Origin of the sequence: Tatumella sp. JGM118, assembly GCF_018257515.1 — a bacterium.
GTDB classification, from domain to species: Bacteria; Pseudomonadota; Gammaproteobacteria; order Enterobacterales; family Enterobacteriaceae; genus Tatumella; species Tatumella terrea.
The window spans coordinates 1-14578 of sequence record NZ_JAERJR010000014.1 but is presented as its reverse complement, the minus strand read 5'-3'; the positions used below and the strand labels follow the sequence as shown (position 1 = coordinate 14578).

Genomic DNA, 14578 nt, shown 5'->3' with positions numbered 1-14578 from the left:
CCTTACACACGAAAATTTCAGGCCCGGAAAACAAAAAACCCGGCCGGAGCCGGGTTTTTTCAGAATACCAAAATTATTTAATTTTGGCTTCTTTGTAGACAACGTGCTGACGGACAACTGGATCGAACTTTTTCAGTTCCAGTTTTTCCGGCTTAGTACGCTTGTTCTTCGTAGTGGTATAGAAGTGACCTGTACCAGCAGAAGAAACCAGCTTGATCTTCTCACGAATACCTTTAGCCATGATTTAGTTCCTTAGTACTTCTCACCGCGGGTACGGATATCTGCTAATACAGAATCGATGCCCTTTTTATCAATAATACGCATACCTTTAGCAGATACACGCAGGGTAACAAAACGCTTTTCGCTCTCAACCCAGAAACGGTGTGAGTGCAGGTTAGGCAGGAAACGGCGTTTCGTCGCGTTCAGTGCGTGGGAACGGTTGTTTCCGCTCACCGGGCGCTTGCCAGTTACTTGGCAGACTCGTGACATGTCATATCTCCAAAAATCAAATCAGCTCGAGCTTTGTACTTAGGTTCTGGCCGCCTCGTCAGGCTTTTAACCCATCCAGGCGAGTTCAATGTGAACCCGCTGAGCAGGCCTAAACGCCAAACCCGAGATTCTCAAAGGTGGCGTAGTATACGCTCTGCGGGGCAAACGCTCAAGTCCCGAACAGATAAAGATCTCTTCGGATCGGCGAAAAACTACTGTTTTTCGCCTGTACCCCGCAACGAATGCGCGCTTTTTATACTAAAGCAAGCCCTGTTCAGCAAAAGAGACGTATTGTCCTTTGCCGATCACCAGATGGTCTAAAAGCCTTATGTTCAGTAACCTGCAGACCTGATGAATGCGCTGAGTCACATCTTTATCGGCCTGACTGGGTTCGGCAATTCCGGAAGGGTGATTATGAGCCAGTATTAATGCCGCTGCATTAATTTTCAACGCTTCACGGGCAATTTCCCGCGGATGCACCTCGACACTGTTAAGCGAACCCGTGAACATTTTCTGTGCCGACAGAACCCGATGCTGGTTATCCAGGAAAATCACCATGAAAATTTCACGCTCCTGATGGGATAACTGGCTGGCTAAATAATTCCAGGTCGCTCCCGGGTCTTCCAGCACTGACACGGTAAGTAGTTGTGCCTGAAAAAAACGGCGGCTTAGTTCAGTCACCGCGAGAAGCTGGGTCATCTTCGCGATACCGATGCCGCGTACCGCCAGGTAATTTTCTTTCCCTGCGGCCATGAGCGCATATAATGAACCAAACTGCTTAAGGATCGTCTCTGCCAGCGCCATAACGCCCATTCCGGTGACGCCTGTACGCAAAAATATCGCCAGCAGTTCTGCATCCGTTAATGCCTCCGCACCGAATCTGCTCAGTTTTTCTCTGGGTCGTAGCTCTTCCATCGTCACCTCCTCTTCGTTCTCTGCACTTTAGTGCGCTGCCCTGGCGGATTCTATGGACACTGACAGAAAGACTGGCCGGGATCACAGCCCGCTAACCGCGTCTTACGGGAAAACAGCACCAGGTTGCTAACCGGGCCGTACGCCACATTCTGCTCCCTAAACCGTTTTGCCGGACGGCGAATATGATAAAATGCCGGGGTTGTGGGCGGACTTCGCGGCAACGGAGACAAACATGAGGCGAAAATAATGGAATTAGTCGGTAAAAAGATCCTTCTGGGGATCAGTGGTGGTATCGCCGCCTATAAAACTCCTGAACTGGTACGCCGTTTGCGTGAACGGGGTGCCGACGTCAGAGTGATGATGACTGATGCCGCAAAGGAATTTATTACCCCGCTGAGTTTGCAGGCAGTGAGTGGTTATCCGGTCCTTAATAGTCTGCTGGACCCTGCCGCCGAAGCGGCAATGGGGCATATTGAACTGGCCAAATGGGCAGATCTCGTCATCATTGCGCCCGCCACTGCAGATATTATCGCCCGTATTGGTCAGGGTATGGCCAACGATCTGGTGACTACAGCCTGTCTGGCCACCGCTGCACCTGTCGCGGTGGTACCGGCAATGAATCAGCAAATGTACCGTTCGTCGATTACTCAGGAAAATCTGCACCGCCTTGAGAAGCATGGAATACACCTCTGGGGACCGGACAGCGGAAGCCAGGCCTGTGGTGATATCGGTCCGGGAAGAATGCTTGACCCGGAAGAGATCGTTCGCCATGCTATTTGCCTTGCCGGTACGGTCACAGATTTGCAACATCTGAACGTAATGATCACCGCAGGCCCGACACAGGAAGCGCTGGATCCTGTGCGCTATATTACGAACCACAGCTCAGGTAAAATGGGGTTTGCCATCGCAGATGCCGCTGCCCGACGTGGCGCCAGGGTCACGCTGGTTGCCGGACCGGTAGTACTACCCACCCCGCACGGTGTCAGGCGCATCGACGTAACGACGGCGCTTGATATGCAAACGGCCGTTATGACCGATATTCGTCAGCAGCATATCTTTATCAGTACAGCGGCTGTCGCTGATTATCGGGCAGCGACCATTGCCAGTGAAAAAATAAAAAAACAAGGGCAAAGTGACGACTCACTGACGCTGCAACTGGTTAAAAATCCGGATATTGTTGCCGGTGTCGCCGCACTGGAACAGCATCGCCCCTATGTGGTCGGATTTGCGGCGGAAACACGTAATGTGGAAGAATACGCCCGGCAGAAAAGAAGACGAAAACAGCTGGATTTAATTTGCGCCAATGATGTGTCTCTGACTGAACAGGGCTTCAAAAGTGACCATAATGCGCTTCACCTTTTTTGGCAGGAGGGAGAGAAAGTACTACCCCTTAGTACAAAACAGCTCCTTGGCCAGCAATTATTAGACGAGATAGTCCGCCTTTATGATGAAAAAAATCGACATTAAAATCCTCGACCCGCGTGTCGGGAATGAATTCCCTCTGCCCGCTTATGCTACTCCGGGTTCTGCGGGTCTCGACTTACGGGCGTGTATCGATGCACCGTTAATCCTTCAGCCGGGCGAGACCACCCTGCTGCCAACCGGACTGGCTATTCACGTCGCTGACCCTCAGCTGGCCGCGGTGATCCTGCCACGTTCCGGACTGGGGCATAAGCATGGCATCGTGCTGGGTAATCTGGTCGGACTGATCGATTCTGACTATCAGGGGCAGCTTATGGTTTCAGTATGGAATCGCGCTCAGGAGGCCTTTACCATCCAGCCAGGAGATCGCATTGCACAGTTAGTCTTTGTGCCGGTCGTACAGGCGGAGTTCAACCTGGTGGAAGAGTTCAATACCAGTGAACGCGGTGAAGGCGGCTTTGGCCACTCCGGTCGTCAGTAATTTATCAGCAGCAACTTCTGTACCTTTCATCTTCCGGTTCCCTGGCGACAGATCATATGAACCGGAACTTTTGTGCTCACAGAAAGTGGTCAGTCAAAAAGCCACTCAACACGGCACCGGTACTCCGGAGTTAGTGAACCGGTACAGCGTTTCAAGGTGATTTTCAGGGGTCCTTTCACACATGGCAGAAAAAAAGAACGCGAAACGGAATCGTCGCGAAGAGATTTTGCAGGCACTGGCGCAGATGCTGGAGTCCGGGGATGGTAGTCAGCGCATCACAACCGCTAAGCTGGCGGCGAATGTAGGCGTCTCAGAGGCCGCCCTGTATCGCCACTTTCCAAGCAAGACAAAAATGTTCGACAGTCTTATCGAGTTTATCGAAGACAGTCTGATTACCCGCATCAATCTTATTCTGAATGATGAAAAAGAAACGCTGATGCGGTTAAAACTGATTATCCAGTTGATCCTGGGTTTCGGTGAGCGTAATCCCGGGCTGACACGTATTCTTACCGGCCATGCGCTGATGTTTGAGCAGGATCGTCTGCAGGACAGAATTAATCAGTTATTTGAGCGTATTGAAGTCCAGCTACGTCAGGTGATGCGTGAGAAGAAACTGCGCGAAGGCGAAGGATTCATGACCGACGAAACGCTGCTGGCCAGCCAGTTACTGGCATTCTGTGAAGGGTTACTTTCGCGGTTCGTCAGATCAGAGTTCCGTTTCCGGCCAACCGCAGACTTCGAAAGCCGCTGGCCTCTGCTGGCAATGCAGCTTCAGTAATTCAGCGGGCTGTTCGCCCGCCGTCATAATGACAGGCCTCAGATGCCGTATTGTTGCTGATAGGCACGTACGGCAGTCAGATGCTCAGCCATTTCCGGTTTTTCTTCCAGATAACGGATAAGATCATTCAGGGAAATAATTGACGTCACCTGGCACTGATAATCACGCTCTACTTCCTGGATGGCCGAAATCTCACCACGCCCCCGTTCCTGGCGATCCAGTGAAATTAATACTCCGGCCAGGGTGGCGTTATGCGCCGCAATAATTTCCATCGATTCACGGATAGCCGTGCCGGCGGTAATCACATCATCCACCAGCATGATCCGTCCCTGTAACGGGCTACCGACCAGGAGTCCGCCTTCACCATGATCTTTGGCTTCCTTACGGTTAAAGCAGTAAGGCACATCGTGGTCATGGTGGTCGGCCAACGCCACGGCTGTCGTCGTAGCAATCGGAATCCCTTTATAGGCCGGCCCGAAAAGTAAATCGAAGCGGATCCCTGCGTCCGTGAGTGCCTGTGCATAAAAACGGCCCAGGCGGGCTAAATCCCGTCCGGTATTGAAGAGACCTGCATTAAAAAAGTAAGGGCTCTTACGTCCTGATTTCAGCGTAAATTCGCCAAACTTCAGAACCTGTTTCTCCAGTGCAAATTCAATAAATTCACGTTGCCAGGGTTTCATTTTATTCCTCATATAAAAAAAGCGACCCGGGGGTCGCCTGTCTGTCAGATCGCTAACGCAGCCTTCTGGGCATCAATCAGGGTATCAATACCGCCACGCGCCAGAGCCAACAGGCTAAGCAATTCCTCGTGGCTGAACGGTTCACCTTCTGCCGTTCCCTGTACTTCTATCATTCTGCCATCTTCCATCATGACAACATTCATATCGGTATCTGCGGCTGAATCTTCGACATACTCAAGATCACAGACCGCTTCACCCTCAACAATACCGACAGAAATCGCGGCAACCATGCCTTTCATCGGGTTGGCTTTCAGTTTACCGGCCGCCACCAGAGCATTCAGTGCATCGGCCAATGCCACGCAGGCACCGGTGATAGACGCAGTACGGGTGCCACCGTCAGCCTGGATCACATCACAGTCCAGAGTGATGGTATATTCACCCAGGGCCTGTAAATCAACAGCAGCCCGCAACGAACGTGCGATCAGACGCTGGATTTCGAGGGTTCTTCCCCCCTGCTTCCCTTTTGCCGCTTCCCTGGCCATACGGCTATGGGTAGAACGCGGTAACATACCGTACTCTGCGGTTACCCATCCCTGGCCTTTTCCTTTCAGAAAACGCGGGACACTTTCTTCCACGGTGGCCGTACAAAGTACTTTGGTTTCCCCGAACTCCACCAGCACTGAGCCTTCAGCATGTTTGGTGTAATGGCGGGTCAGGGTGACTGGACGCACTTGTTGTGCACTACGGCCTGCTGGACGCATGTTCTTTCTCCGGCTGCTATTAACTGGCTGCGCATTATACGGATTTCGCCGCCTCCTGCCTATGCCCGGAACGCTCAGTCCAGCGTTTTACGATAGCTGATGGCGGCGATAAGGAGAGTGATTATCCCCAGGGATACCAACGCCAGTAGCTCTGGCAACAGTTCACTGCCGGTATATCCCTTCAGCATGACTCCTTTGATCAGGCGTATGAACCAGGTTAATGGCAGACAGGCCCCTATCCACTGTGCCCAGACAGGCATACTGATAAAGGGACTGATAAATCCTGAAAGCATGACCGAGGGGATAAAATAAAACGAAGAGAGCTGTAACGCCTGTAACTGATTTTTGGCAAGACCGGAAATGGTGACCCCGATAGCCAGGCAGAGAAAGATAAAGATGATCAGGACGATAAAGAGCAAAAAGACACTACCGAGCATTGGTATCTTAAACAGAAAAAGCGCAGACAAGAGGATCATGACCGACTGAAAAGCGCCGATAATAATATAAGGGGTTATTTTCCCCAGGATCACCTCCATCCCGCTCACCGGTGAGATGAGCAAACTCTCCATCCCGCCGTTTTCCCTTTCCCGCGTCACAGCCAGTGCCGTCATTAAGATCAGCGTGGTACTGAGGACAGAACCGATAATCCCCGGAACCGTATTATATTGCGTCACTCCTTCAGGATTAAACATACGGTGTACGATCAGCTCAAACTCGCCAGCCCCCTCCTCCGTACGTAATACTTCCGGCAGATCATTTCTGAACATGCTTTTCGCCGCACCGGTCAGGGCACTGAGGGCATTATTGATAGCCAGCGGATCAACGGCATCACCCTGCACTAAAATCCGTGGTTTCTCTCCCCGCAGGAGTTGGCGGGTAAACCCCTCGGGTATCGTCAGGATAAACAGAATATCACCACGGACAAAAGCCTTACGAGCCTCTTCAGGTGACGGAAAGAGATGAAAATTAAAATAATCGGTATTTTGCGCCGAGCTCACAAATACCTGACTCAGCGGCCCGGTATCATAATTCAGTAATGCGGATGGCAAACGGTGGGGATCCATATTAACGGCATACCCCAGGATAACCAGCTGGGCGAGCGGGGTCAGAAACACCATCAGGATACTGATTCTGTCACGTCTTAATTCATGTAACTCTTTGATAACGATTGCCAGCCAGCGGGTAAAAGAAAACTTAATGTTTATTATTTGCATCAGATATCATCAGACATGAAAACGCATCTTCCAGTGAGGTAATGACCGGAGAAATAGTGTGTTGTTCAGAAACAAGTGCAGACAGGCTAGCGACCAGACGCTCTTTATCACGGGAAGTCACGTTCAGGACATTTCCACGAATAATGGTGTGCTCAATGCCGGGAGAGGAACGTAACTGTGTTTCGAGCACAGAGAGCCCATGGCCGGCTATCTGCAAGGTCGTCAGATTCTGCTGACGGATAATCGACTGCGCCGTTCCACTGGCTAATAAATCACCGTAGGCCAGGTATGCCAGCCGGTGACACCGTTCGGCTTCATCCATGTAATGGGTACTGACCAGTATAGAGATACCTTGTGCAGAGAGCTGATGCAGTATCTGCCAGAAGTCTCTGCGCGAGTGGGGATCCACACCCGCAGTGGGTTCATCCAGGAATAATACCTGTGGCTGATGTACCAGGCATGCGGCCAGAGCCATCCGCTGTTTCCAGCCACCGGAGAGCGTCTTTGCCGGCTGATGCTGCCGCGAGCTCAAGCCAAGCTCAGAGAGTATTCTGTCCACGGATTGCGCTTTCTGGCTGATATTATGCAAACGGGCCATAAAAAGAAGATTTTCACGTATTGTCAGATTTCCCCACATTGAGAATTGCTGACTCATATAGCCGATACATTTTTTTATTTCGTCACGTTGCCTGAAAATATCTTTACCCAGGCAATACCCCGTGCCGGAGTCCGGAGTTATCAGTCCGCACATCATGCGTATAGAGGTTGTCTTTCCACTTCCGTTTGGCCCCAGGAATCCGTGGATCTCGCCTTTATGAATATGCAGCGAAAAATCCCTGACGGCATGATGGTCACCAAAGTATTTATTCAGGCCGGTGACACCAATACAATATTCATTCATCCGGAATCACCTCCACACGGAAAGGCTGCCCGATATTAATCAATGCCGCTGCGCTTTTTTCCGGTACGGCCTCGGCCATATACACCAGTTTATCCCTGTGCTCCGTGCTGTAAATGACCGGCGGAGAGTATTCTGCCTCCGGGCTGATGTAGTTAATCCGGCCGGCATAAGGTTGCTTACAGCCATCACATACCAGCAGAACGCTCATTCCCGTATGTAACGCCCCCAGCTCTTTTTCCGGAATAAAAAAGCGTACCCTGACATTTTCTGGTGAAAGTAAACTTATTAGCGGTCTTCCGGCAATTACGCGCTCTCCGGGGCGATAGAGGGTATCGAAGACCACGGCATCCTGCGGTGCGATGAGGGTACTTTGTTGCAGTTCCCAGCGCGCTTTATCTCTTTGCAATCGGGCGGATTCAACCTGTAATTGCTGACTTTCAATCAGCGCCTCCCGGGCGGGTAAATTTCTGACATCAAGCCGGGATTTCAGCTCCTGTACCAGGGCTCTCTTTTGCCGGTAAGCGGCGACCGATTTTTGCCATTCATCTGCCGAAACAGCCCCGGTACGATATAATTTTTGCAGACGCGTATGCTGTTTTTTTGCTAACTCTTCTTCTGAAAGTGCACTTTCAAGCTGGGCCCGGATCACTGCCAGCTCAGCGGGCCGATCACCGGAAATGAGATCCGTCAGGCGTGCCTTTTCTGCCAGATATGCCTTCTCACTGATCTCCAGAGTATTACGCGTCGTAAAATCTTCCATGGTTAATAACGTCTGGCCCTTACGGACCTGATCGCCCTTTTTGACCCACAACTGGTCAATTTTCTCGTTAGTGGCGTAGGAAAGATAAATAAATTCACCGTATGAGTATCCCGGATAGGTCGGTGGCGACTGAATACGGCATGCGTTCAGACTCATCATCAGAATAAGAAATATAACGTCCCTGTGCTTGAATAGCATATTTTTAACTCCCTGAATATTTCTCTGTCAGGTTCAGAAAGGCAATAATCCATACACCGGGCTTATTCATTAATAAATAAACCTTCAGTATATATAAAATAAAACCGGACCCCATCAAAGGTAAATGCACCATAAACATTCGATGATTAAAAATCAACTATAAAAAACACAACAAGAAAAATATCAGCAACGGATTATTTCGATAACTCAGGTAAAACCTGAATTAATAATCCATTCCGGAAATGGCAAAATAAAAAACCATCTTTTAAATAAATCCGTCGCCTGACATAGAACAAGATTGAAAAATAATTGCATAAAAAAATATAAGACGGTTTTTTACTGTCAGGCGGCCTTCTATTTATCAAAGACCTGCAGAGTTCACGCCCCTTTCCGGTAGTAACAGAAGCCCCGTGAACAAAAAGCATGCAACGGATTCTCTGTCATAGTATGCCGGCCCCGCAGATAAGATTTCAGACATTACGTGAAATGTGTTGCGAGTTGTGGCTAAATACCTTCCTCCTTTCCAGTCAGACGGATAGCATTGATATGCTTTATATACTCCATTTTTTGTTAGCCATTGTTGTCATTTTTTCTCTGGCACTACTTTTCAGTAACGATCGTAAAAAAATCCGGCCACGGATAATACTTCAGCTAATGGTTATTGAAGCGGCTCTATCCTATTTCCTGCTTCATTCATCGGGTGGGACGATATTAGTTTCTGGTATTTCTGATTTTTTTGAAACTATTCTCAGGTTTGCTGCTCAGGGAACAGATTTTGTCTTTGGCGGTATGGCAAATCAGGGCCTGGCCTTTGTGTTCCTCGGGGTACTCTGTCCTATCGTTTTTGTCTCAGCACTGATTGGTATTCTGCAACACTGGCGGATCCTGCCACTGTTTATCCGGGTTATCGGCACCGCATTATCTAAAGTCAACGGCATGGGCAAACTGGAGTCTTTCAATGCCGTCAGCACACTGATCTTTGGGCAATCGGAGAACTTTATTGCTTACAAAGGTATCCTGGGTGATCTGTCACCACGTCGTATGTACACCATGGCAGCCACAGCAATGTCGACCGTATCGCTTTCGATTGTCGGAGCGTATATGTCGATGATTGATGCCAGATATGTTGTCGCCGCCTTAATACTGAACATGTTCAGTGCCTTTATTGTGCTATCCATTATTAACCCGCTGAGTCATGCTGAAGATCAGCAACCTATCGCGCTGGAAAAGCTACACGAAGATCAGACCTTCTTCGAAATGCTGGGTGAATATATTCTGGCTGGCTTTAAAGTGGCGATGATCATAACCGCAATGCTTATCGGTTTTATTGCACTGATTTCTGCGGTGAATGCTATCTGCAGCAGCCTGTTTGGCTATAGCTTTCAGCGATTGCTGGGTTATGTATTTTATCCGTTTGCGTGGCTGATTGGTATCCCGGCCAGTGATGCATTGCATGCAGGAAGTATTATGGCAACCAAGCTGGTCTCCAGTGAGTTTGTTGCGATGATTGACCTGAAAAAGATCGCTGCTGATTTTACCCCTCGCGGGCTGGGTATTCTGTCCGTCTTCCTGGTGTCATTTTCTAACTTCGCTTCGATCGGTATCGTTGCCGGTACGATTAAAGGTCTGAACGAGAAGCAAGGGAATGTTGTGTCACGTTTCGGCTGGAAGCTGGTCTACGGATCAACGCTGGTCAGTCTGCTTTCGGCGGCATTTGCCGGACTGTTTTTATAAAACGGATGACAGAAACTATGGGCGGAGAAGATTTCTCCGCCCCGGGAATCAGAAATCAACGCAGACGTTATTATCAACACGCATGACAGATTCCTGTTCAAATCTCTGCTTATAGATTTGACGTAATTGCTCAATCTTCTGATCATTCTCTTTATCAGCAGAATGGATCAGCATCAGAGCTTTACTGTTCTCTCTCGCCAGATGTCCATCATCCCCCAGCCATTGCCCTTTCGCGTTATAGACAGAGAGACCATCTTTAAAGCGTGGCGTGACATCATTATCGATAAATGCTTGCCAGGCTTTTTCCGGAATGTTACTGCCGTGAGCGCGGCTGAGACCAAACCATAAGGTCGTCTGAACCTGCACAGAACCATGCACACACGGATTTTTGACCACTTCCGGTGATACTGTCGGTGGTAATGGTGCCGGATGCGGGACGTTGTGATCTTGCTGACACCCTGCCAGTAATGCAGCCATAGCCAGACTGTAAATCATCTGTTTTTTCATTATTTTCTTCCTGTAAGTAAACTCCGCCAACATAGTAAAGCCTTTTATGAAAAACCGATATGCCGATTGTTACGGGATACCTCTGTGCACCCCCTTCCCCGGCCGTTATAATCGCTCCATCACTTCATCAACATGAGTACCCGCTATGATCCGCAGTATGACCGCCTACGCACGCAGTGAAATCAAAGGTGACTGGGGCAGTGCCACCTGGGAACTACGCTCGGTAAATCAGCGCTATCTGGAAACGTATATGCGTCTTCCGGAGCAATTCCGCAGCCTGGAGCCAATGATCCGTGAACGTATACGTCATCGTCTGACGCGCGGAAAAATTGAATGCGCACTGCGTTTTGATGCCAGCCAGAGTGCGCAGTCTGAGCTGATGCTTAACGAAGGCCTGGCCCGACAGCTTATACAGTCAGCTAACTGGGTTAAGCTGCAGACGGATGAAGGCAGTATCAATCCGCTGGATATTTTGCGTTGGCCGGGCGTTATGGCTGCTGCAGAGCAGGATCTGGATGCTATCAATCAGCAACTGATGGAAGCGCTGGAAGTGGCTCTGGACGATTTCATCACTGCCCGTGAGGCCGAAGGTAAAGCATTACAGACGATGATTGAACAGCGTCTGGAAGGCGTTTCTCAGCAGGTCATTAATGTCCGCGCCCGCATGCCTGAAGTACTGAAATGGCAGCGCGAACGGCTGACCACTAAACTGGAAGAGGCCGATGTTCAGCTGGAAAATAACCGGCTGGAGCAGGAACTGGTGATGATGGCACAGCGTATTGATGTGGCAGAAGAACTGGACCGTCTCGAAGCCCACGTGAAAGAAACTTATAACATCCTGAAGAAGAAAGAAGCGGTGGGTCGTCGCCTGGACTTTATGATGCAGGAATTTAACAGGGAATCGAATACACTGGCATCGAAATCGATCAATGCCGATATCACTGCCTCAGCCATTGAGTTAAAGGTACTGATTGAGCAAATGCGCGAACAGATCCAGAATATCGAGTAAGCACTCAGGGCAGATCACCCCCCGCATAAAAACCCCAAACCCCGCCGTCTGTCGGGGTTTGGGGTTATCACTCGCTATCACAAAGACACATCAAAGCGCACACTGGCGGTGTGATGTATGTTGGGTACATGCTTTTGGACCACCCTCTCTCAGATATTCTGAATAACAAAGCGAACGGATATCCATAGCGGGGCATGAATAAAGACCAATGAGCGTTTTGAAGGCCGCGCAGACAGTAACGAACTGTCTTTGAGATCTATCGCCTGCAGGCCAGATGACTGGCTGGAGGTTCGGGGACAAGTTCACAGGAAAATCCTGCCCCATGATAATCGGCTTATACACCGGAATCTGACTATCCAAAGCCCGCGAGATCGCAAAAGAATTGTTCGTACGGATGTCACTGAGCGATGATATTGCCGGAGCAGGCAGGAAAGAAAAACCGAATCACAGGCGAAGATGGAAACGGAGAAAAACACAATGTGCGTTTCTGAAATGTTATATGACGTCGAGCGCCAGAGACTCATGCGGTCCCCCACACGATATACTCCGCCTCCGCATCGACAAGGACATTAATCCCCGGAGAGAATATCCGTCCGGACGAGGTCAAAGCCATAGGATCTGCCCGCACGCATCACCCCAGGTTTACTTCATTTTTAACTGACAACATTCACAGCGGATCAGGCAGGAATCTGATTTTCCCCCCGGGCGCTGGCACTTCCCTGCTGCCCGGCGTACTCTGCATCTGGTGGCTACTTTTTAGCCAGCACGATCTAAGGAACAGATCATGATAAATGCACTGCAACTCCCCTGTACCCTCTTCAGGACACAGAAGCGAATGGATGACTACAGTGCCAGCGATATGCGCTGTGGAGAGTTAACCGAAACCCAACTAAGAACATCCCTACCGCAAGCATCCCTGCAAAAAGGACCATGCACTTTACTGACGCCATCGCTTAAAGTTGAATAAATATAATTAATTTATAGTATCAGGATCACAAAAAATTTCTGAATACGTATGCTTGATCTTACCGGTGTGCTTTTTAATTGGAATTTTAAATTTAGTGAAATATTTATATTAAAAGGACTTTTATATGCCACTATTGAAATTACCGTGTACTATTTATCAGACACAACACAGGTTTAATGATAACAGTACTGACGATATGCGTTACGGGGATCTTACTGAAACGCAACTGAGAGGAAGCTTCGACCTGGATGACGTGTCTGACATCGTCAACCCCTGGACCGGGCAGGAAGTGTCAATATTCAATACATTCAGAAAATCCCGACCTAAATCTAAATCAGAAATAGTTGATCTTCTTTTCAACGAATTTCTTCGTCTGTCAATGCCAGCCTATTATTTAGGCCGACACCAATTATTTAAAAATATCGTTAATCACTTTTATCGAGGCAGAGGAAATGATTACTCCAGCCCTTTCCTTGACAGTGCTTATAAAGAGCTAATCATAAATGGTCAATCGTCAGCATTTTCTTCTCTCAACATAATTAAATCTTCATTAGATAGATCAATAATCACCGAACAAAGAAGCTTTTCTGATATTGAAAAGAATTTAATGACTCAAGCCATTAGAAAATCAATACTGCCGAAATTCAACCGCTGGGCTGACTGTATCAATGGGTTAGGTATATATATACATGATATTTACGCAACAAAAATACAAATAACGGAATTAAAGATAACCAATAATTCTTATATTACAAAAGTAAAGTTCACTGCACAAGACCATTTCGGCCTTGACAGAATTGATATTATGAACAGAAAGTTTCATTATATCCGGGCATTCCGCATATGGTTCATCCTTCAACGGTGGGAGAAGTTTGGTTTTCAACCATTTTTCACCAACATGAAAGCGGAATTTCAAATAAATAGTCAGAGGAATAGATGAGAATAAAAAAAATCATCTTTTTTATTGCTGCATTGGTAATAGTACTGTTTGTTTATATGAATTTTTTTCATGTACCCAAAGTGCTTGCCATTCATGGTACAGATGATATCAAAGAAGTATTAATTAAAAACATACCTTTTACTGACAGTGAAAAGATAAAATGGTGGGAGAGAAATAGTGAAAAGTTTTTTAATAAATCACAGGTATATTCCGTATCACTTTGGCGTTTCGACGGAACATATCTAAAGCTGGCACCTAAAGATTCTGGATTGTTCCCCGATCACGATACAGATTACTTGCTATGCTTTGATGATGTTAAGAGTGATAAAAGCTGCATAGATAAATCAAACTGGATCATGGACATTACGAAATCGAAAGATGGCTATACTTATTATCAACTGGGCGGAAGATCTTATTATCTCAAACCTTCAGGAGAATTGATGAAAGGAGAAATATTTAAAACAAAAATAAAATAAAAATTTATCAGGGATAATGGTAGCACTTTTCCTATATCCGGGCACGAAGTATATTGCATAGTAAAACCATTGATTATTGATAACCAAAAACTTACATTCAGAATGTGGTCCTTTTTCAGCGGACTGATTCTTCCAGGATGACGATTTCACGTCCTGGATATAATGTGTCTTTTCATGCCGGTCGACCTCATTAGCTGAAAGGAAGAAAAGCCTGAGACTCTGTCTTACACAGGTGTTGAATATATTTTTACCTGACTAATACGCTTACCGATCAGGCAGGAATCTGATTTTCCCCCGGGCACTGGCACTTCCCTGCTGCCCGGCGTACTCTGCACACAGAGACTGC

17 protein-coding genes are annotated in these 14578 nt (G+C 48.1%); 8 read left to right on the top strand and 9 right to left on the bottom strand.

The genetic code is table 11. The annotated features are described in order from the left end of the window. Nucleotides 1-73 precede the first annotated feature (73 nt). The 3 genes from rpmG to radC form a co-directional block, all read right to left on the bottom strand. Complete coding sequence (rpmG, locus tag JK223_RS12525; RefSeq protein WP_002436700.1) at nucleotides 74-241, bottom strand: 50S ribosomal protein L33; 168 nt, start codon at nucleotides 239-241, stop codon at nucleotides 74-76. A gap of 11 nt (nucleotides 242-252) precedes the next feature. After that, a complete protein-coding gene (gene rpmB / locus JK223_RS12520) occupies nucleotides 253-489 on the bottom strand; it encodes a 50S ribosomal protein L28 (RefSeq protein WP_025902420.1) in 237 nt (78 codons plus the stop codon). A 258-nt stretch (nucleotides 490-747) separates the two neighbouring features. Further along, nucleotides 748-1404, bottom strand: a complete 657-nt coding sequence (gene radC / locus JK223_RS12515; protein WP_212714515.1) for a DNA repair protein RadC — start codon at nucleotides 1402-1404, stop codon at nucleotides 748-750. A gap of 246 nt (nucleotides 1405-1650) precedes the next feature. On the opposite strand from radC, the gene coaBC reads away from it, so the two are divergent. The 3 genes from coaBC to slmA all read left to right on the top strand — a co-directional run bounded on the left by coaBC (nucleotide 1651) and on the right by slmA (nucleotide 4085). Continuing rightward, complete coding sequence (gene coaBC, locus JK223_RS12510; protein ID WP_212714514.1) at nucleotides 1651-2871, top strand: bifunctional phosphopantothenoylcysteine decarboxylase/phosphopantothenate--cysteine ligase CoaBC; 1221 nt, start codon at nucleotides 1651-1653, stop codon at nucleotides 2869-2871. Further along, nucleotides 2849-3307, top strand: coding sequence for a dUTP diphosphatase (dut, locus tag JK223_RS12505; protein ID WP_212714513.1), 459 nt, complete (start codon nucleotides 2849-2851; stop codon nucleotides 3305-3307). Before coaBC ends, dut begins: the two co-directional genes overlap by 23 nt. A gap of 181 nt (nucleotides 3308-3488) precedes the next feature. After that, nucleotides 3489-4085 (top strand): nucleoid occlusion factor SlmA, encoded by a 597-nt coding sequence (gene slmA / locus JK223_RS12500; protein WP_212714512.1) that lies wholly within the window; start codon nucleotides 3489-3491, stop codon nucleotides 4083-4085. 38 nt (nucleotides 4086-4123) lie between these two features. On the opposite strand, the gene pyrE is transcribed toward slmA, so the two are convergent. The 5 genes from pyrE to JK223_RS12475 form a co-directional block, all read right to left on the bottom strand. After that, on the bottom strand, nucleotides 4124-4765 hold the full coding sequence (gene pyrE, locus JK223_RS12495) for an orotate phosphoribosyltransferase (protein WP_212714511.1): 642 nt from the start codon (nucleotides 4763-4765) through the stop codon (nucleotides 4124-4126). A gap of 44 nt (nucleotides 4766-4809) precedes the next feature. Beyond that, nucleotides 4810-5526, bottom strand: a complete 717-nt coding sequence (gene rph, locus JK223_RS12490; protein WP_025902426.1) for a ribonuclease PH — start codon at nucleotides 5524-5526, stop codon at nucleotides 4810-4812. Nucleotides 5527-5600: 74 nt separating this feature from the next. Continuing rightward, nucleotides 5601-6740 carry an ABC transporter permease gene (locus JK223_RS12485; RefSeq protein WP_212714510.1) on the bottom strand — a complete coding sequence of 380 codons (1140 nt, stop codon included), beginning with the start codon at nucleotides 6738-6740 and terminating at the stop codon, nucleotides 5601-5603. Further along, a complete protein-coding gene (locus tag JK223_RS12480; protein ID WP_212714509.1) occupies nucleotides 6721-7641 on the bottom strand; it encodes an ABC transporter ATP-binding protein in 921 nt (306 codons plus the stop codon). Before JK223_RS12480 ends, JK223_RS12485 begins: the two co-directional genes overlap by 20 nt. After that, a complete protein-coding gene (locus tag JK223_RS12475; RefSeq protein WP_249213609.1) occupies nucleotides 7634-8599 on the bottom strand; it encodes an HlyD family secretion protein in 966 nt (321 codons plus the stop codon). Before JK223_RS12475 ends, JK223_RS12480 begins: the two co-directional genes overlap by 8 nt. A 546-nt stretch (nucleotides 8600-9145) precedes the next feature. Between JK223_RS12475 and JK223_RS12470 the strand changes: the two genes are divergently transcribed. Continuing rightward, entirely contained in the window at nucleotides 9146-10333 is a 1188-nt protein-coding gene (locus JK223_RS12470) for a NupC/NupG family nucleoside CNT transporter (RefSeq protein WP_212714508.1), read from the top strand. 48 nt (nucleotides 10334-10381) lie between these two features. Here the strand turns inward: JK223_RS12470 and JK223_RS12465 are convergent, their stop codons facing one another. Then, nucleotides 10382-10840, bottom strand: a complete 459-nt coding sequence (locus JK223_RS12465; protein ID WP_212714507.1) for a DUF3574 domain-containing protein — start codon at nucleotides 10838-10840, stop codon at nucleotides 10382-10384. 145 nt (nucleotides 10841-10985) lie between these two features. Between JK223_RS12465 and JK223_RS12460 the strand changes: the two genes are divergently transcribed. The 4 genes from JK223_RS12460 to JK223_RS12445 all read left to right on the top strand — a co-directional run bounded on the left by JK223_RS12460 (nucleotide 10986) and on the right by JK223_RS12445 (nucleotide 14232). Continuing rightward, a complete protein-coding gene (locus JK223_RS12460) occupies nucleotides 10986-11849 on the top strand; it encodes a YicC/YloC family endoribonuclease (RefSeq protein WP_212714506.1) in 864 nt (287 codons plus the stop codon). Nucleotides 11850-12633: 784 nt separating this feature from the next. Beyond that, a complete protein-coding gene (locus JK223_RS17190) occupies nucleotides 12634-12816 on the top strand; it encodes a DUF3289 family protein (RefSeq protein WP_212714505.1) in 183 nt (60 codons plus the stop codon). Between the two features lie 124 nt (nucleotides 12817-12940). Continuing rightward, on the top strand, nucleotides 12941-13756 hold the full coding sequence (locus tag JK223_RS12450) for a DUF3289 family protein (protein WP_212714504.1): 816 nt from the start codon (nucleotides 12941-12943) through the stop codon (nucleotides 13754-13756). After that, nucleotides 13753-14232, top strand: a complete 480-nt coding sequence (locus JK223_RS12445; protein WP_212714503.1) for a DUF943 family protein — start codon at nucleotides 13753-13755, stop codon at nucleotides 14230-14232. The genes JK223_RS12450 and JK223_RS12445 overlap by 4 nt, the downstream gene beginning before the upstream one ends. Nucleotides 14233-14578 lie beyond the last annotated feature (346 nt).